This window comes from Planctomonas sp. JC2975, assembly GCF_012985205.1.
Lineage (GTDB): Bacteria > Actinomycetota > Actinomycetes > Actinomycetales > Microbacteriaceae > Humibacter.
Map to the genome: position 1 here is coordinate 550,752 of NZ_JABEKS010000001.1, position 17,583 is coordinate 568,334.

The 17,583-nt window shown below is 68.1% G+C and carries 13 protein-coding genes and 1 pseudogene; 3 read left to right on the forward strand and 11 right to left on the reverse strand.

Annotated elements, in window-relative coordinates:
- Positions 1-32 precede the first annotated feature (32 nt).
- From HII28_RS02635 to hrcA, 3 genes are read right to left on the reverse strand one after another with little or no spacing between them, the layout of a single operon-like run.
- A complete protein-coding gene (locus tag HII28_RS02635; protein ID WP_170023996.1) occupies positions 33-770 on the reverse strand; it encodes a 16S rRNA (uracil(1498)-N(3))-methyltransferase in 738 nt (245 codons plus the stop codon).
- A 10-nt stretch (positions 771-780) separates the two neighbouring features.
- Positions 781-1,884, reverse strand: a complete 1,104-nt coding sequence (dnaJ, locus tag HII28_RS02640) for a molecular chaperone DnaJ (RefSeq protein ID WP_170023997.1) — start codon at positions 1,882-1,884, stop codon at positions 781-783.
- 59 nt (positions 1,885-1,943) lie between these two features.
- Complete coding sequence (hrcA, locus tag HII28_RS02645) at positions 1,944-2,978, reverse strand: heat-inducible transcriptional repressor HrcA (protein ID WP_170025916.1); 1,035 nt, start codon at positions 2,976-2,978, stop codon at positions 1,944-1,946.
- A gap of 315 nt (positions 2,979-3,293) precedes the next feature.
- Here hrcA and HII28_RS19845 point away from each other — a divergent pair, with 315 nt between their 5' ends.
- A complete protein-coding gene (locus HII28_RS19845; RefSeq protein WP_205864544.1) occupies positions 3,294-3,998 on the forward strand; it encodes a DUF4870 domain-containing protein in 705 nt (234 codons plus the stop codon).
- A gap of 137 nt (positions 3,999-4,135) precedes the next feature.
- Positions 4,136-4,540, forward strand: coding sequence for a DUF4870 domain-containing protein (locus HII28_RS02655; RefSeq protein ID WP_170023998.1), 405 nt, complete (start codon positions 4,136-4,138; stop codon positions 4,538-4,540).
- A gap of 10 nt (positions 4,541-4,550) precedes the next feature.
- On the opposite strand, the gene hemW is transcribed toward HII28_RS02655, so the two are convergent.
- The 4 genes and pseudogenes from hemW to HII28_RS02675 all read right to left on the reverse strand — a co-directional run bounded on the left by hemW (position 4,551) and on the right by HII28_RS02675 (position 9,794).
- A complete protein-coding gene (hemW, locus tag HII28_RS02660) occupies positions 4,551-5,774 on the reverse strand; it encodes a radical SAM family heme chaperone HemW (RefSeq protein WP_170023999.1) in 1,224 nt (407 codons plus the stop codon).
- On the reverse strand, positions 5,749-6,606 hold the full coding sequence (locus HII28_RS02665) for a DUF1990 domain-containing protein (RefSeq protein WP_346769154.1): 858 nt from the start codon (positions 6,604-6,606) through the stop codon (positions 5,749-5,751). Before HII28_RS02665 ends, hemW begins: the two co-directional genes overlap by 26 nt.
- Before the next feature lie 71 nt (positions 6,607-6,677).
- A complete protein-coding gene (lepA, locus tag HII28_RS02670; RefSeq protein ID WP_170024000.1) occupies positions 6,678-8,528 on the reverse strand; it encodes a translation elongation factor 4 in 1,851 nt (616 codons plus the stop codon).
- 44 nt (positions 8,529-8,572) lie between these two features.
- Positions 8,573-9,794, reverse strand: a pseudogene (locus tag HII28_RS02675) (amidohydrolase).
- Positions 9,795-10,000: 206 nt separating this feature from the next.
- On the opposite strand from HII28_RS02675, the gene rpsT reads away from it, so the two are divergent.
- The gene (rpsT, locus tag HII28_RS02680) at positions 10,001-10,261 is read left to right on the forward strand and encodes a 30S ribosomal protein S20 (protein WP_170024001.1); all 261 of its coding nucleotides are present in this window, start codon (positions 10,001-10,003) and stop codon (positions 10,259-10,261) included.
- 205 nt (positions 10,262-10,466) lie between these two features.
- On the opposite strand, the gene holA is transcribed toward rpsT, so the two are convergent.
- The 4 genes from holA to leuS all read right to left on the reverse strand — a co-directional run bounded on the left by holA (position 10,467) and on the right by leuS (position 17,560).
- On the reverse strand, positions 10,467-11,468 hold the full coding sequence (holA, locus tag HII28_RS02685) for a DNA polymerase III subunit delta (RefSeq protein ID WP_346769313.1): 1,002 nt from the start codon (positions 11,466-11,468) through the stop codon (positions 10,467-10,469).
- Between the two features lie 157 nt (positions 11,469-11,625).
- A complete protein-coding gene (locus HII28_RS02690) occupies positions 11,626-14,115 on the reverse strand; it encodes a ComEC/Rec2 family competence protein (protein WP_170024003.1) in 2,490 nt (829 codons plus the stop codon).
- Positions 14,115-14,783 carry a helix-hairpin-helix domain-containing protein gene (locus HII28_RS02695; protein WP_346769155.1) on the reverse strand — a complete coding sequence of 223 codons (669 nt, stop codon included), beginning with the start codon at positions 14,781-14,783 and terminating at the stop codon, positions 14,115-14,117. The genes HII28_RS02690 and HII28_RS02695 overlap by 1 nt, the downstream gene beginning before the upstream one ends.
- A gap of 203 nt (positions 14,784-14,986) precedes the next feature.
- Entirely contained in the window at positions 14,987-17,560 is a 2,574-nt protein-coding gene (leuS, locus tag HII28_RS02700; RefSeq protein WP_170024004.1) for a leucine--tRNA ligase, read from the reverse strand.
- Between the last annotated feature and the right edge of the window lie 23 nt (positions 17,561-17,583).

The window sequence follows — 17,583 nt, forward strand, 5'->3', positions numbered from 1 at the left end:
GGCTCGGGCAACTGCGGTCGCGCTGGCACCGCCTACCAGCGGCCCAGCGCGACGTTGAGCACGGCGATGGCGGCCGGTCCGGCGCTCGAGGTGCGCAACACGGAGTCCCCCAGCCGAACCGACGTGGCGCCGGCGGATGCCAGTCGTGCCGACTCCTCGGGCGTGATGCCGCCTTCCGGGCCGACGACGACCACGATGTCGCGGTCATCCCCATGCTGGAAACGGATGCCGCTGAGCGGCTCGTCCGCGCCCGGCTCGAGCACGAGAACGCGACTCGACTGCACTGTCTGCGCCAGCTCGGCGGACGTCACCGGTTCGCGCACCTCGGGGATCCAGGAACGCATCGATTGCTTCGACGCCTCGCGCACGATGGCAGTCCACCGCTGGACGCCCTTGTGCACCTTCTCACCGCTCCACCGCGACACGGACCTGGATGCCTGCCACGGCACGATCACGTCCACGCCGAGCTCGACGGAGGCCTGCACGGCCAGTTCGTCTCTGTCGCCCTTCGCCAGCGCCTGCACGAGCACGATGCGCGGTCGCATCGCGGCGACGCGACGCACGGCATCCGCTCGCAGCACAACGCGGGACGGACCGGCGACGAGCACCTCGCCGTCCACCACGAGCCCGCGTCCGTTCGACACGGTCAGCGCATCGCCGACCCGCGTGCGGCTCACCGAGACGATGTGTTTGGCCTCCTGGCCGGTCACGACGATGTCGGCACCGGGTTCGACATCCGTGAGTTCCTCGAGCAGGTAAAGGTTGGCCATGCCTGCCTTCCTACAGGAAGCGGTCGCGCAGCTTGGAGAACAGGCCCTGCTGGAACCGTGCCAGGGTCGGGGACTCCGCCTTGTGGTGCGCCGCGAACTGCTCGATGAGCTCGCGCTCCTTGCGATCGAGCTTCGTCGGGGTGACGACCTGCACGCCGACGCGAAGGTCGCCGCGTCCGGTGCCGCGCAAGTGGGTGATGCCCCTGCCCTTCACGGTGATGACGTCGGCGCCCTGCACGCCCGGCTTGAGCTCGACGTCGATGTCGCCGTCGAGCGCCTTCACCTTCGCGTGGGTGCCGAGCACGGCATCCGCCATCGAGACGCTCAGGGTGCACAGCAGGTCGTCGCCGTCGCGGCTGAAGATGTCGTGGTGCCGCACCTTGATCTCCAGGTAGAGATCGCCGTTGGGGCCGCCGGCCGGGCCGGCCTCACCGCTTCCCGGCATCTGCAGACGAAGGCCTGTGTCCACACCCGCGGGGATGTCCACCGGAACGGTCCGGCGCGCGCGCACGCGGCCCTGGCCCTGGCACGTCACGCACGGTGTGGCGATGACCGTTCCGTATCCTCGGCACGTTCCGCACGGCGACGAGGTCATCACGTTGCCGAGGAGCGAGCGCACGGTGCGCTGGATGCTGCCCGTTCCGTGGCAGATGTCGCACGTGACGGGCGCTGTGCCCGGCTGGCAGCAGGATCCGCCGCAGGTCTCGCACACGACGGCGGTGTCCACTTCGAGGTCGCGATGGGCGCCGAAGACGACCTCGTCGAGATCGACTTCCACCCGGAGCAGCGCGTCTTGTCCTCGCTCGCGGCGGGATCGGGGACCGCGTTGCGACCCACCGGCTCCCCCGCCGAAGAACGTCTCGAAGATGTCGCCGAATCCACCGAAGCCGGCGCCGTCGAATCCGCCGGCCTGTGGGCCGAGGTCGTACTGCTGACGCTGCTGCGGGTCGCTGAGCACGTCGTAGGCGTGCGTCACGAGCTTGAACCGCTCCGATGCCTCAGGGCTCGGGTTCACGTCGGGGTGGAGCTCGCGGGCGAGACGGCGGTACGCCTTCTTGATCTCGTCGGGGCTGGCGTCGCGAGAGACACCGAGGACTTCGTAATGGTCGGCCACGAAGGGGATTCCTTAACTCTGGGGGCGTGAAGACGTGGGTCGCGGCTGCTGAATCGGGTTCATTCGCCGAGCAGGCGGGACAGGTAGCGGGCCACCGCTCGCACGGCGGCCATGTTGTTGGAGTAGTCCATTCGGGTGGGTCCGAGCACGCCCAGCCGGGCGACATCGGTACCGCGTCCGGCGTATCCGCTCGCCACCACTGACGCCTCCGAAAGAGGTGCTGACGCGTTCTCGCGTCCGATCCGCACCGACACCCCGTGCTGATCCTTGGCCATCTCGCCGAAGAGCTTCAGCAGCTCCACCTGTTCCTCGATGGCCTCCAGCACGGGCGTGACGCTGCCGCTGAAGTCGTGTTCCGTGCGCACCAGGTTGGCCGCACCCGCCATGATCAGCCGTTCTTGCCTGGTGCCCTCGATCTGGTCGACGATCACCTGGCACAGGGATGCCACGACCTCGCGACGAGCCTGCGTCCATCCTTCGGCGGGCATCCGCTCGGCGAGCGATCGCAGCACGGATGCCGCATCCGACAAACGCAGACCGGCCGCCTCCGCGTTCACCCGCGCTCGCAACTCGGCGAAGGCGTCCTCCGACAATTCGCCGTCGGGCTCCGCGATGCCCTGCTCCACCACTCCCGAATCGGCGATCAGCACGCACAGCACGCGTTGCGGAGCGAGCGGCACGAACTCGATGTGACGAACCCGCGCTCGAGACACCGACGGATACTGCACGAGAGCGACCTGCTGCGTCAGCTGCGCAAGCAGGCGCACCGTACGGGCGAGAACGTCGTCGACGTCGACGGACTGACCGAGGAACAGCTCGATCGCCTGCCTCTGAGCAGTGGAAAGCGGACGCAGCTCGGACATCCGGTCGACGAACAGGCGGTAGCCCTTGTCGGTCGGGACGCGTCCGGAGGACGTGTGCGGAGCAGCGATGAGCTCCTCTTCCTCCAGCGCCGCCATGTCGTTGCGGATGGTCGCGGCAGACACCCCGAATCCGTGTCGCTCGACGATGCTCTTCGATCCGACGGGCTCGCGGGAGGCGACGTAGTCCTGCACGATGACCCGCAGCACTTCGAGACTGCGTTCCGACACCATCGCGATCGCTCCCTCCCGCTCATGAAGTCCGTACACCGTCTCCGTGCCGGAGATCCGGTGCAGACGGGCACCTATTGGCACTCCCGGCATTCGAGTGCCAATCATATCGTGCGGCCCTCGACGCGCGCTGAGCCGCGCCGCACGTGGGTGCGGGAAGCCCGGCCGCGATCCGGGGTGTCGACACTGCGACCCCGACCTTTGCGGCCGCGCCGCCGTGGGCAGTACCGTAGCGCTAACTCGCGCGGCGACGTGGCTGTGCTGGCCCGTCCGAGCCCAGAGCGAGACAGCGACCGAGCCATCGAAAGGCACAGTGCCATGAGCGATCCCAACAGCCCTGAGCAGCCGGGCCAACCCGAGCAGCCGGGCCAACCCGAGCAGCCAGGCCAACCCGAGCAGCCAGGCCAGCCCCAACAGCCGGGCCAACCGCAGCAGCCTGCTGCGCCGCAGCCACCCCAAGCCCCGCAGCCGCCTCAGTACGGACAGCAGCCTCCGCAGCAGCCGTACGGCCAACCGCAGTACGGGCAGCAGCCGCCTCAGTACGGGCAGCAGCCTCCGCAGTATGAGCAGCAGCCTCCGCAGTATGGTCAGCAGCCTCCGCAACAGCCCTACGGCCAACCGCAATACGGCCAGCCCTACGCGGCAGCGCCTGCACAGCCGTTGAGCCCCGAGGCGGACAAGACAGCAGCCATGTGGGCGCACATCGGCGGAATCGTCGGATTCCTCCCATCCCTGATCATCTGGCTCGTGCTGAAGGACCGCGGTCCGCGCACCAACGTCGAAGGCAAGGAAGCCCTGAACTGGCAGATCACCTTCACGATCCTCTACGTCGCGCTCTGGATCGTGATCTCGATCATCGGCGGCATCACCTCCGCGGTCGGGCTCTGGTTCATCGGCGGCCTGCTCGCTCTTCTGCTCTGGGCACTCTGGATCGTCAACGTGATCTTCTCGATCATCGGCGGCGTCCGGGTGAACGCGGGCGGAAGCTACCGCTATCCGTGGAACTTCCGCTTCATCAAGTGACGACTCGCCAACGCTGAGTTGCGCGAAGAGCCCGGGACGGCGCGCCGTCCCGGGCTCTTCCCCTGCACGCTGTCGTGCCCTATGTTGTTGGCGCGAAGCGTCGCGCACTGTGGCGCGGCCACTCGAAGGAGTCAGTGATGAGTAACGTTCCTCCCCCGCCCCCACCCCAGAACCCCTACCAAGGCAGCACCGCCATGGATCCTGCGGCCGAGAAGACCTGGTCGATCCTCATTCACCTGGGAGGTGCTGTCGTCTCGTTCATCACGTACGCCAGCCTCGCCTTCCTTCCGGCACTGATCGGATTCCTCGTACTCAAGGACCGCGGTCCCTTCGTGCGCGAGAACACCAAGAACGCGCTGAACTTCCAGCTGACCATGCTGATCGGCGTGATCGTGGGCTGGATCACGGCCTTCATCATCATCGGATTCGTGATCCTGCTCGCCGTCTGGGTCGTCAATATCGTCTTCAGCATCATCGCGGCCGTCCGCGCGAACCGTGGCGAGGTGTACAGGTACCCCATCACGATCCAGTTCGTGAGGTAACGGCCGGCGTTCACGCCAGCAGCCGACGCACCACGGCGTCGGCAAGCAGCCGCCCTGTCCTGGTCAGTTCGACCGACCCATGCAGGGCGGCTTTCGCATCCACGAGTCCGTCGGCGATCAGGCCCGCGACGGCCGCCCGTCCAGCACCGTGCAGCGCCGACACCGGCAGGCCGTCGCGGATGCGCACGCGGAGGAGCACATCCTCGAGCTCGCGAGTGGTCGCATCGAGCGTCTCGCGGCCGGCGGCGGGCGATTCTCCGGCGAGGACGCGCTGGGCGTACGCGGCCGGATGCTTCACGTTCCACCACCGCACCCCGCCGACGTGGCTGTGCGCACCGGGACCGACGCCCCACCAGTCGTGGCCGAGCCAGTACGCGAGGTTGTGCCGGGACCGGTGCGCGGCATCCTTAGCCCAGTTGCTCACCTCGTACCATTCGTAGCCGGCGGCCTCGAGCCGCTCGTCGACGAGTTCGTACATGTCGGCCTGAAGGTCCTCATCGGGCTCCGGCACCTCGCCCCGACGGATCTGTCTGGCGAGCTTCGTGCCGTCCTCGACGATGAGCGAATAGGCCGACAGATGGTCGGGGTCGCACGACAGCGCCGCCTCGACGGAGGTGCTCCAATCCGTCAGCGACTCCCCCGGCGTTCCGTAGATGAGATCCAGGCTCACCTGCAGGCCGGCGTCCTTCGCCCACTGCACCACGAGCGGGATCCGCTCCGGGTCGTGCGTGCGCTCGAGGGTCCGCAGCACGTGGGGAACAGCGGACTGCATGCCGAACGACACCCTCGTGAATCCCGCTGCGGCGAGATCGGCGAGGTAGCCGGCATCCACGCTGTCGGGATTCGCCTCCGTCGTCACCTCGGCATGCTGCGCTAGACCGAAGGTCGACCGCACCGCGGCGAGCATGGACGCGAGGTCGGCCGAGGGAAGGAGCGTCGGCGTGCCGCCGCCGAAGAACACGGTCGCCGCTTCGCGCGACGGAATGCCGGAGAGCGCGAGAACCTCGGCGCCGAAGGCCACCTCGGTCGCCGCCTGCTCTGCGTAGTCGGCCTGGCGCGCGCCGCGGAGTTCGGTCGCCGTGTACGTGTTGAAATCGCAGTATCCGCACCGCACGCGGCAGAACGGGACGTGCAAGTACACACCGAAGTCCCGCGAGGTCGCGTCGACGGCCGCGGACGCCGGAAGCAGGCCGTCCGACGGCGCCGGGTCAGCGATCGGCAGTGTGCTCGGCATGCTCGACCCGTGCGGTGACCTCCGCCGCGGGGTCGCGGTGCACCTGGACATCGACGGACGGAATCGTCCCCGCGGTGTCATCCGTCTCGCCGGCGACCGACGCCTCTGCGATCACCGGGTTGCCCGTCACCGGATGCAACGCCCTGAGGTAGCGCTTGGCGAGCTGAGCCTGGCCGATGCGGACGAAGGGCGCGATGAAGGCCCTGGCACCGCCTGCCGTCTTGGAGAACGATCGCATCGTCAGCCACACCGAGTCGTCGTCGCGCCTCTCGAGTACGAACGCCTCTTCACCGGACAGCGGATGCCCGCGCATCGTCCCGTAGCCGAACCCCACCCGGTTCTCCTCCTCGATCACGTAGACCACGCGCACCGGCGCGTTGAGGTGGAAGGGCCCGAACGGCACGCGCAGCAGGGCGGTCATTCCATTGGAGATGTACGGATGCCCGTCCTCGTCGAAGACCGCCTCCGTGCCTCGATGGCGCTCGAGACGCTCAGGGGTTCCGTCTTCCGCGTAGTGCACTCCGGCGTATTCCTCGCCCGTACCCGGATCCACGCTGACGACCTCGACGCCACTCCCCCGCTGAACGCCCCACGTCATCAGGGCGCGCAGGGACGTCTCGAAGCGATCGTCCCCGCTGCCCAGCCGAATGGACCGGGCGTACGGACGGTATCCCTTTGGCGGATGCTGCGTCAGGTCGTGAGAGAGCGTCGCGCCAACGGCTGCGTAGGTCACCGGCTGATCGGTGAAGGTACTGCGTCGCATGGCCTTCGTGAACGTGCCCTTCGTCTCGGTGCCGGTATCGCTGCGGGTCGTGTGGGCGATTCGAGCCACCCGTCGTGTCGCCCAGGAAGTTTAGCCGAACCGGCGCAGCGCATCCTGCACGCCTGGTCAGGGCCGGAACCCTACTTGCGTTCCTTGCCCTCGACGTCGCCCGACAGCGCCGCGATGAACGCCTCCTGAGGGACTTCGACGCGACCGACCATCTTCATGCGCTTCTTTCCCTCCTTCTGCTTCTCGAGGAGCTTGCGCTTTCGCGTGATGTCGCCGCCGTAGCACTTGGCCAGAACGTCCTTGCGCATGGCGCGGATCGACTCGCGCGCGATGATCCTGGCGCCGATGGCGGCCTGCACCGGCACCTCGAACTGCTGGCGCGGAATCAGCTTCTTCAGGCGCTCGGTCATCATGACCCCGTACGCGTAGGCCTTGTCGCGGTGGACGATCGCGCTGAAGGCATCCACCTGCTCGCCCTGCAGCAGGATGTCGACCTTCACGAGGTCGGCCTCCTGCTCGCCGGACGGCTCGTAATCCAGGCTCGCGTAGCCCTGCGTCCGGCTCTTCAGCTGGTCGAAGAAGTCGAAGACGATCTCGCCGAGCGGCATCGAATACCGGATCTCCACCCGGTCCTCGCCCAAGTACTCCATCCCGAGCAGCGATCCGCGCCTGGACTGACACAGCTCCATCACCGTGCCCACGAAGTCCTTGGGCGTGAGGATGGCGGCCCTCACGACCGGCTCGCTCACCGTGTTGACCTTGCCAGCCGGATACTCGCTCGGGTTCGTGACGGTGATCTGCTTGCCGTCTTCGGTCGTGACCTCGTAGATCACACTCGGAGCGGTGGTGATGAGGTCGAGGCCGAACTCGCGCTCGAGACGCTCGGTGACGATCTCCAGGTGGAGCAGGCCGAGGAAGCCGCAGCGGAACCCGAAGCCGAGCGCCACAGAGGTCTCCGGCTCGTAGACGAGCGCGGCATCCGAAAGCTTGAGCTTGTCCAGCGCCTCGCGCAGCTCCGGGTAGTCGCTGGCGTCGATCGGATACAGACCGGAGAACACCATGGGCTTCGGCTCCGTGTACCCGGCAAGGGCCTGAGTCGCGGGCTTCGCGGCGGAGGTGACGGTGTCGCCCACCTTCGACTGGCGAACGTCTTTCACACCCGTGATGAGATAGCCGACCTCGCCGACGCCCAGACCCTTCGATGGGGTGGGCTCGGGCGAGGAGACTCCGATCTCCAGAATCTCGTGAGTCGCCCGCGTCGACATCATCTGGATGCGCTCGCGCGGGGTGAGCTGCCCGTCGACCATGCGCACATAGGTCACGACGCCGCGGTAGCTGTCGTAGACCGAGTCGAAGATCATGGCGCGTGCGGGAGCATCCCTCACGCCTGAGGGGGCGGGCACCAGCTCGGTCACGCGGTCGAGCAGCGCGTCGACGCCTGCGCCGGTCTTGCCGCTGACACGGAGCACGTCGTCGGGACTGCCGCCGATGAGATCCGCCAGCTCACGCGCGTACTTCTCCGGCTCGGCCGCCGGAAGGTCGATCTTGTTGAGCACCGGGATGATCGCGAGGTCGTTCTCGAGCGCCAGGTAGAGGTTCGCGAGGGTCTGCGCCTCGATGCCCTGCGCGGCATCCACGAGCAGGATCGCTCCCTCGCACGCCGCCAACGACCGGGAGACCTCGTAGGTGAAGTCGACGTGACCGGGGGTGTCGATCATGTTGAGCGCGTACGTGTCGCCCTCGAACTGCCATGGCATGCGAACGGCCTGGCTTTTGATGGTGATGCCGCGCTCGCGCTCGATGTCCATGCGGTCGAGGTACTGCGCGCGCATGGCGCGCTCCTCGACCACACCGGTCAACTGCAGCATGCGGTCGGCGAGCGTGGACTTGCCGTGGTCGATGTGCGCGATGATGCAGAAATTGCGGATGCGCGCAGGGTCTGTCGCGGCGGGCTCGAGGGCCGTTGTGGCACGTGGGGACATCGTTCGGCAATTCTCCCATGAACGGCCGGGCGCTCCGTGCGCCCTTATCCGGCGAAGCGCTCCGCACGCTCGACGACCACGCCCTGCCCGTTCTCCCAGCGATAGACCTCGGCCCCCGAGATGAAGACACGCTCCGCGCGGCTCATCACATCGAGCGGATCACCGGACCAGAGCACCAGATCGCCGTCCAGGCCGGGACGGATCGACCCGACCCTGTCGTCGAGTCCGAGGAAAGAAGCGGGATTGATCGTCAGCGCCTCGAGCGCGGTCTGCGGATCGAGCCCTTCCTTCACCGCGAGCGACGCCTGGTGAACGAGGAAGTTGATGGGCACAACCGGATGATCGGTCGTGATGGCGACGCGCACCCCGGCCGCGGCGAGCCGTCCGAGGTTGGAGATCGCACGGTCGCGTAGCTCCACCTTCGAACGCGACGTGAAGAGCGGGCCGAAGATGACCGGGATGTCCCGTTCGGCGAGGATGTCGGCGAGCTTCGCGCCATCCGTTCCGTGGTTGATGACAGCGGTAGCCGAACTCGTCCGCAAGACGCAGCGCTGTCGCGATGTCGTCGTGCCGGTGCACGTGCTGATCCCACGCGAGTTCGCCGTCCAGGACCTGCACCAGCGTCTCCTTGGCGAGATCGCGCGCGAAGGGCTCGCCCTTGGTCGCGGCGGCGTCGCGGGACGCCCGGTAGTTCTGAGCATCGACGAACGCCTGCCTCAGCACGTACGCGACACCGAGCCGGGTGCTCGGAGTCTGCTTCTTCTCGCCGTAGACCCGCTTGGGGTTCTCACCTAGCGCCGACTTGACGCTGACGGCTTCCTTGATGACCTGCTCGTCGATGATCCGGCCGCCCCAGGTCTTGATCGCCACGGTGCGGCCGCCGATCACGTTTCCGCTGCCGGGCTTCACGACGACGGACGTGATGCCCCCGCTCAGCGCGTCGCGGAATCCCTCGTCATCGATGTCGATAGCGTCGATGGCCCGCACGCCGGCGGTGTTCGGATCCGTCAGCTCGTTGGTGTCGTTGCCGGCAGACCCGTTGGCCTCCTCGTGGATGCCGACGTGGCCATGCGCCTCGATGAAGCCTGGCAGCAGCCGGCGACCACCGGCATGCAGAACGCGGATGCCGTCTGGCACGACGACCTCGGTGCCGACAGCCGTGATGACGCCGTCCTCGACGAGAACGGTTCCGTTCTCGATCGGATCGCCGACGACGGGTACGACGTGTGCGCCGACGATGGCGATGGATGCTCCGGTTCTGCTCATGATCTCCACCCTAGGCACGGCGCAGGCGCCGCCTCTGGAACGTCGGTCGAGGTGGCCGGGGCGAGTGGCCGCGCGCCCGTCATCGGCTCTGCTACCATGGTTAGTCGGCTTGCGCACGTGTCCCACACGCGTGCGAATTGCCGCCGGTGGCCCCTCTACCCACCAGGCGGCTTTCATCAGTCCGTTCACAACGAAAGAACACATCAGTGGCAAACATCAAGTCGCAGCTCAAGCGAATCAAGACGAACGAGAAGGCGCGCGAGCGCAACAAGGCCGTCAAGAGCGAGCTCAAGACCGCGATCCGCTCCACCCGCGAGGCCATCTCCGCCGGCGACAAGGACAAGGCCACCACGGCGCTCGCCCGCGCGTCGAAGAAGCTGGACAAGGCCGTCAGCAAGGGCGTGATCCACAAGAACCAGGCCGCGAACCGCAAGTCGGCCATCGCGAAGCAGGTCGCAGCGCTGTAGCCGTTCGCGCCGATGTAGGGCGCAACGTACGGCTCGGGCACCGAGCTAGGAACCCCGTCTTCGGACGGGGTTCTTTGCATTTCAGCACCCCCCGATCGAAGACCCCCGTTCGAAGCGCGCGCTCATGCCGAAGCAGGTTTCGGAAATGGCGTCGGGAATGGAGACCCCCGCTCCTCATTGGAGCATTCGGGCAGCGCCCACTCTCTCAGCGCGCGGTGTCTCCGCGAGCATTCTCTCCGCGAGCGCTGAGCACCTCGATCATGCGCTCCAGTGCGAAGACCGGATCGCGCCCGGCGCCCTTCACGTTGGCGTCGGTGTCGGCGACGACCTCGATGCTTCTGGCGAGTCCGCCCTCCGTCCACCCCTGAAGGTCGCGCCGTGCGCGGTCGACCTGCCACGGTGCGAGTCCGAACTGCGACGCGAGCTGCCCCGAGCTGCCCCGCGCGCCGTAGAGCTTGGCCATGGTGCGGAGCTTGCTGGCGAAGGCGGCGACCAGCGGCACCGGATCCGCACCCGACGCCAGCGCGTGCCGAAGCGTGAGCAGCGCTTCTCCGTAGCGGCCGGCGAGTGCGGCATCCGCCACCTTGAAGGCGTTGGTCTCGACACGACCGCTGTAGTACCTGTCGACGGTCGCTTCGGTGACCTCGGCACCCGTGTCGGCGATGAGCTGCTGGCACGCCGCCGCGAGCTCGGCGAGATCATCGGTGAAGGCGCTCGTGATCGCCCGCAGCGCGCCCGGTGTGACCTTCTTGCCCGCGATGCGGAACTCGGCCTGTGCGAAGTCGTATTTGTCGCTGTCGCGCTTCAGCTCGGCGCATACGATCTCGACGCCGTCACCGCTGCCGGAGCGGATGGCATCGAGGAATCGCTTGCCGCGCACGCCGCCACCGTGGCGCACGACGACGGTGGTGTCGTCGGCCGGTGCCTGCAGGTAGGCGACGAGGTCCTCGACGAACGCGTCGTTGCACCGCTCGGCGCCCGAGACGCGCAGCAGGCGGGGCTCGCCGAAGAGCGAGGGACTGGCCACGGAGGCCAATTCCCCCGCCGTGTAATCCGGTGCGCTGATGTCCGTGATCTCGAGGCTCGGATCCACCTCGCGCAGCCGATCGCGCAGGATGCGCATCGCCCGCTCCGCGAGCACCGTCTCCGTTCCGCTCACCAGCACGACCGGTGCGGCACGCACCTCGTTCCAGGCGAGCTGCGGGATGACGGTCTTCGCCGATGGCCGAGAGCCGCCGCGCGCCGCAGTCGTACGGGATGCGCCGCGCGATGTCGCGGTTGCGCGTGCACCACCGGAACGTGCACCTGGTCCACTCGCTCGGGCTGCCACTGACTCCGCTTCCATCGAATTCTGCTCGGCAAGCCTATCCGCCGCCTGCGACGCCGCGGGCTGTGCCCGGATGCGCCAGCTGTGCGGCCGTCGCGTGCTTCTGCGTCCACGTCTTCAGCCCTCCGTCCGGAGATGCCTCGACCATGAGGATCCCCTGCACGTCCGTGCGCATCACCACTGTGCCCACGCGGCGAAGGATGCCCAACGCGGTGGCCGTCGGATGGCCGTAGTCGTTGCCGGCGCCGCTGGAGATGAGCCCGATGGATGCTCCCAGATGCTGGTACAACGACTCCGATTGATCCCTCGAGCCGTGGTGCGACACCTTCACGACGTCGACACCGGGCACGCGTCCGGTCTGAAGCAACGCATCCTGCGCTCGTTCGTCGAGATCACCGAGGAAGAGCGAGCGGATGCCGTCACCCTCGAACAGCATCGTGACGCTGCGTTCGTTTCCGTCCGTCATGCCGTGGCGGTCCGTGTCGGGCCACAGCACGCGCCAGTCCGCGTCGCCGAGTCGTCCCGCATCGCCTGTCTGAGCGACGTGCACGGAAGCCCCTCCGGCGGCCAGCTGCGCGTCGAGCCGTTCGCCGCGGTCGTCGACGGGCGGTCCGACCATCGCCACTCCGACACGGCCGATCACCGCCGCAGTACCGCCGACGTGGTCCATGTCGTAATGGGTGAGCACGAGCAGGTCGATGCGGTGGATGCCGAGCTCGTCCAGGCACGCGGTGAGGCGGTCGGGATCGGGTCCGGTGTCCACCAGTGCGTGCGCTGATCCGCTCTGCAGCAGCACGGCATCGCCTTGGCCGATGTCGCAGGCGGCGATGTTCCAATGCGAAGGACGCGAGAGCGCTTCCGCCACCCTCGACCCGGCGACGCCGGCGAGCGAGCACGCCGCGATCGCGGCGACTGCGACGAGCGCGCCGGCACGCGCCATCACCGCGAACCTGCGCGTCGGACTGATCACGAGCATCACTATGGCCACTGTCAGGAGAACCATCAGCACGAAACCGACCGCACCGTCGATCCAGCCCAGCCCGCTTCCCGGCAACGCGGCGCTCACTCGCGCCACCGCTGCGATCCACGCGGATGGGATCCAGGCAACGTGCGCGAGCACGGCGCCCGCCGCGGGCCACAACGGGAGCAGCAGGCACGCCGAAAGCCCGAGCACGGTGGCGATCGGCGCGGCCGGCTCTGCCGCGAGATTCGCGAGCACGCCGTAGAGGGGAACGGTGGGGTTCAGTAGGAGAAGCACGGGCTGGCACGCCACTTGCGCGGCGATCGGCACCGCGAGAATCGCCGCCAGCCGAGCAGGCAGCCAACGTTCGAGCTTGTGCGCGAGGGGCGGAGCGAGCAGCAGCAATGCCCCGGTCGCGAGCACCGAAAGTACGAACCCGTAGTCCACCGACAGCCACGGATCGATCGTGAGCAGCACGACGATCGCCAATGACAGCGCGGAGACGGCGCGACCCGGTCTGCCCGCCCAGGCTCCGGCGACGATCACGGCGGCCATGACGGCAGCGCGAAGCACGCTCGGCTGCGGCGTCACGAGAACCACGAAGCCGCCGAGCGCGATGAGCGACGACACGGCCCTGATGCCGCGTCCGAAGCCCAGGCCCGCGGCCGCCGCCCCCACGAGCGAGACGACGACCGCGCAGTTCGCGCCCGACACCGCCGTCAGGTGCGTGAGGCTCGCGGCCTTCATCGCATCGCCGAGCGGTGCCGGAAGCTGGTGCACATCCCCGATGGCCAATCCGGGGAGCAGGTCGCCGCCGTCGCCGGGCAGGCCGTCCGCCTGAGCCGAGAATCCGGATCGGATGCCGTTCATCGCTGACAACAGCGCGCTCGGGTCGGCCACCACTCGTGGTTTCGCCGAGGCGTACACGAGTCCCGCCGTCTCCGATCCGGATGGCAGCAGGGTCACGGTTCCGACCACCGTGACGGCCTGGCCTATCTGCACCCGCGTGCCCATCGGTGCGAACACGAGGACGGGCATCCGCACCGATCCTGACGGACGGTCGCGCGACGACGTGGGTTCCGTCGCACCCGAGGAGCCCGTCGCACCCGTCGCATCCGTGGAGCTCGCGGATCCCGTGGAGATCGCTGTGACGGTCGCGGAGAACCGCACGCCGCCGCCCGCGTTCGCGGAGGCCGCCGATGGCTGAGCCATGGAGGCGACGTCCGCGCGAAGAGTGACGGTGTGGTGGGCCAGCCGAGCGATGACATCCGGACGACGGGAAGGCATGGCGGCGTTCGCAGCTGTTGCGACCAGAGCCGCGGCTGCCGCGGCGACGCACACTGCTGCCGCGATCGTTGCGAGACGACCGACCGCACGGCGCGACGGGCGCTGGAAACCGTCGCTGTCGCGCTGATCCCGAAGGCGAAGCGTCACAGCGGCCCCGGCTGCGGCCACCGCTACGCACCACAGAATTATGGCGAACCAAAGACCCTCGGGCATCCCGATCGCGACTGCGGCGCTCATCCACGCCGCGAGAGCCGGAAGCACGAGGCGGAGGTCGTGCATCAGACGGTGATCATGTCTTTGAGGCCGTCGAAGGTCTTCTGTCCGATGCCGCTGACGTTCATCAGGTCGTCGACCGATGTGAAACGACCGTTCTGGGTGCGCCACGCCAGGATCTTCGCCGCCATCGCCGGCCCGACCCGCGGCAGCGACTCGAGCTGCTCCTCCGTCGCCGTGTTGAGGTTGACCTTGGCGCCGGGCACGGCGCCGGCGGATGCGGATCCGCCGACCACCGTGCCTGCTGCCGGCAACGGATCGCCCACGTGCGGGACGACGAGCTGCTCGCCGTCGGAGAGCAGACGGGCGAGGTTGACGCCGGACTGCTCGGCATCCGCCGTCATGCCCCCTGCTGCACCGATGGCGTCCACGACGCGGGATCCGCCCGCCAGCGTGTACAGACCGGGGCGGTTCACGGCGCCGAGTACATGGACGTACAGGAGCGCACTCGGCGTGGGGAACGGCGTCGCGCGGCCGGCAGCCCCCGCCGTCACCGCGACCGCGGGCACGTCGGCGGTGTCACCCTGCGGCGCGAGCAGCCCGACGAGAACGGCGACGCCGAACGCGACGATGACCAGCACGATCGCGGCGCCAACGCCGATCCGCACCTTGAGCGAGCGCGGGAGCGTGCGCGAGCGCGGAGCCAGTTGGGCGAAGGGGTCGTCGGCATCCACTCGTGCGACGCTAGGAGCTGACAGAGCCTCGCGTGACGGGCTGCGGCCGATCGGCGGATGGCGTCCATCACCGCCATCCTGTGGACGCAGGGAACGTCGCCGCGATCACGACTCTCGCCTGCTTGCCCGCGAGGGCGAGGGCCGGCGTCGACGTTCGTCCCCGCGGCGTCCGGGCCATCAGCGACCCGGACGCGCGGTGCGGACTACTTCGCCGTCGCGATGTTGACCACGCGCGGTGCGCGCACGATCACCGCTGAGATCTCACGGTCTCCGAGCGAGCGCTGAACAGCCTCGGATGCCCGTGCCAGCGCCTCTAGCTCGTCAGAGCCGATCCGCGGCGAGACCTCGATGCGGTCGCGCACCTTGCCGTCCACCTGGACGATCGCCGTCACGGACTCCTCGACCAACAGGCTCGGATCCGCCTTGCGCCAGGGCTGCAGCGCCACTGTCGGCTGGTATCCGAGTGTCGCCCACATGTCCTCCGCCGTGTACGGCGCGAACAGGTTGAGCACCAGCGCAACGGCCTCGGCGGCCTCGCGCACGGCGGCGTCCTTGGGACCAGGGCCACCGTCGATGGCCTTGCGGGTGGCGTTCACCAGCTCCATGAGGCGTGCGACGACCACATTGAACTTGAACGATTCGATCAGGGCCGGGGCATCCGCCAGCAAGCGGTGCGTGACGCGGCGCAATGCCGCGTCACCCGAACGCCACTCGATGTCCGGTGAGCTGTCAACATCGTGTGCGACGCGCCATGCGCGGGCCAGGAATTTGGCGCTGCCCGCGGCCGAGACGTCGGCCCAGTCGATGTCATCCTCCGGCGGGCCGGCGAACGCGAGCGTGACCCTCAGGGCGTCAGCGCCGTGCTGCCGCAGCTCGTCGGCGAACTCGACGAGATTCCCCTTCGACTTGCTCATCGCCGAGCCGTTCAGGATGACCTGCCCCTGGTTCAGGAGGGAGGTGAACGGCTCGGTGAACGAGACGTAGCCCAGGTCGAACAGCACCTTCGTGATGAAGCGCGAGTAGAGGAGGTGCAGGATGGCGTGCTCCACCCCGCCGACGTACTGATCGACGGGTGCCCACTTCTCGACTTCGGCCGGGTCGAAGGCCTGCGTGTCGTCGTTCGCCGAGAGGAACCGCAGGTAATACCACGAACTGTCCACGAACGTGTCCATCGTGTCGCTGTCGCGCGTGGCCTTGCCGCCGCACTTCGGGCAGTCGACGGTGGACCACTCGGTCGCGGCCCCCAGGGGGCTGGTGCCCTTCGGCTTGAGGTCGAGGCCGTCGGCGTCCGGGAGGCGAACGGGCAGCTGGTCTTCCGGCACCGGCACCTGACCGCACTCCGGGCAGTGGATGATCGGGATGGGCGTGCCCCAGTAGCGCTGGCGTGAGATGAGCCAGTCGCGGAGCCGGAAGTTGCGGGACGCGTGGCCGATCGACGACGCGGCCAGAGCATCCGTGATGCGGTGGATGGCGTTGTTCTTGCTCAGGCCGTTGAACGGGCCGGAGTTGATCAGCCGGCCATCACCGGTCAATGCCACGCCTGTCTCGGACGGATCGAGCGGCGGCAGATCCTCGGGCAGGATCGCCTCGCCCGTTTCCGGGTCCCTCGGGATGATCGGGATCGCGCCCGTGACCGGAGCGTTCGTGTCCACGACGACCCGCACCGGCAGACCGAACGTGCGTGCGAAATCGAGGTCCCGCTGATCGTGCGCCGGCACGGCCATGATGGCGCCGTGCCCGTACTCGGCGAGCACGTAGTCGGCGGCCCAGATGGGCAGACGGTCGCCGCTCAGCGGGTTGATCGCGTACCGCTCCAGGAACACGCCCGTCTTCTCGCGCTCCGTGCTGAGGCGCTCGATGTCCGTCGCCGCCTGCGTCTGCTTGAGGTACGCATCGAAGCGGGCACGTACCTCGGGCGAGGCATCCGCGACCAACTCGGTCGCCAGATCGGAGTCGGGCGCGACGACCATGAACGTCACACCGTAGAGCGTGTCGGGACGCGTCGTGTAGACGGGCAGCGTCTCGTCGCGACCCTCGATCTTGAAGTTGACGTCGGCGCCGACGGAGCGTCCGATCCAGTTGCGCTGCATGGTCAGCACGCGGGGAGGCCACGCGCCCTCCAGCTGGTTCAGGTCGTCGAGGAGCCGGTCCGCGTAATCCGTGACGCGGAAGTACCACTGCGTCAGCTTCTTCTTCTCGACAGGGAAACCGCAGCGCTCGCAGTGCCCGTCGATGACCTGCTCGTTCGCGAGCACGGTCTGGTCGTTCGGGCACCAGTTGACGCTGCCGTCCTTGCGGTACGCGAGCCCCTTCTCGTACAGCTTCAGGAACAGCCACTGGTTCCACTTGTAGTACTCCGGGTCGCTGGTGTGCAGCTCACGGGTCCAGTCGAAGGAGGGGGCGTACAGGCGGAAGCTGCGCTTCTGCTGCGCGATGTTGTCGTAGGTCCAGCCGCGCGGGTCGATTCCGCGCTTGATGGCGGCGTTCTCGGCCGGCAGTCCGAACGAGTCCCAGCCGATCGGGTGCAGCACGTTGAAACCCTGCTGACGCCAGTACCTGGCGACGATGTCGCCGAATCCGAAGGCCTCGGCGTGACCCATGTGCAGGTCGCCAGAGGGGTACGGGAACATGTCGAGCACGTACTTGCGCGGCCGCTTGTCGTCGGGCGCATCCGTGCGGAACGGCTGGAGCTGCTCCCACACCGGCAGCCACTTGGCCTGGATGGCGGCGAAGTCGTAGCGGGCGTCGGACGCTTCTCGCTCGTCGTGTTCTGGCACGTCGCTCTCAATCTCTGTGCGGG

What these genes read in the sequence shown, in the direction of transcription:
- lepA (WP_170024000.1), bottom strand. Translation starts at nt 8,528, where the DNA reads ATGTCCCCACGTGCCACAACGGCCCTCGAGCCCGCCGCGACAGACCCT.
- hrcA (WP_170025916.1), bottom strand. Translation starts at nt 2,978, where the DNA reads ATGGTGTCGGAACGCAGTCTCGAAGTGCTGCGGGTCATCGTGCAGGAC.
- HII28_RS02655 (WP_170023998.1), top strand. Translation starts at nt 4,136, where the DNA reads ATGAGTAACGTTCCTCCCCCGCCCCCACCCCAGAACCCCTACCAAGGC.
- HII28_RS19845 (WP_205864544.1), top strand. Translation starts at nt 3,294, where the DNA reads ATGAGCGATCCCAACAGCCCTGAGCAGCCGGGCCAACCCGAGCAGCCG.
- hemW (WP_170023999.1), bottom strand. Translation starts at nt 5,774, where the DNA reads ATGCCGAGCACACTGCCGATCGCTGACCCGGCGCCGTCGGACGGCCTG.
- HII28_RS02635 (WP_170023996.1), bottom strand. Translation starts at nt 770, where the DNA reads ATGGCCAACCTTTACCTGCTCGAGGAACTCACGGATGTCGAACCCGGT.
- HII28_RS02690 (WP_170024003.1), bottom strand. Translation starts at nt 14,115, where the DNA reads ATGCACGACCTCCGCCTCGTGCTTCCGGCTCTCGCGGCGTGGATGAGC.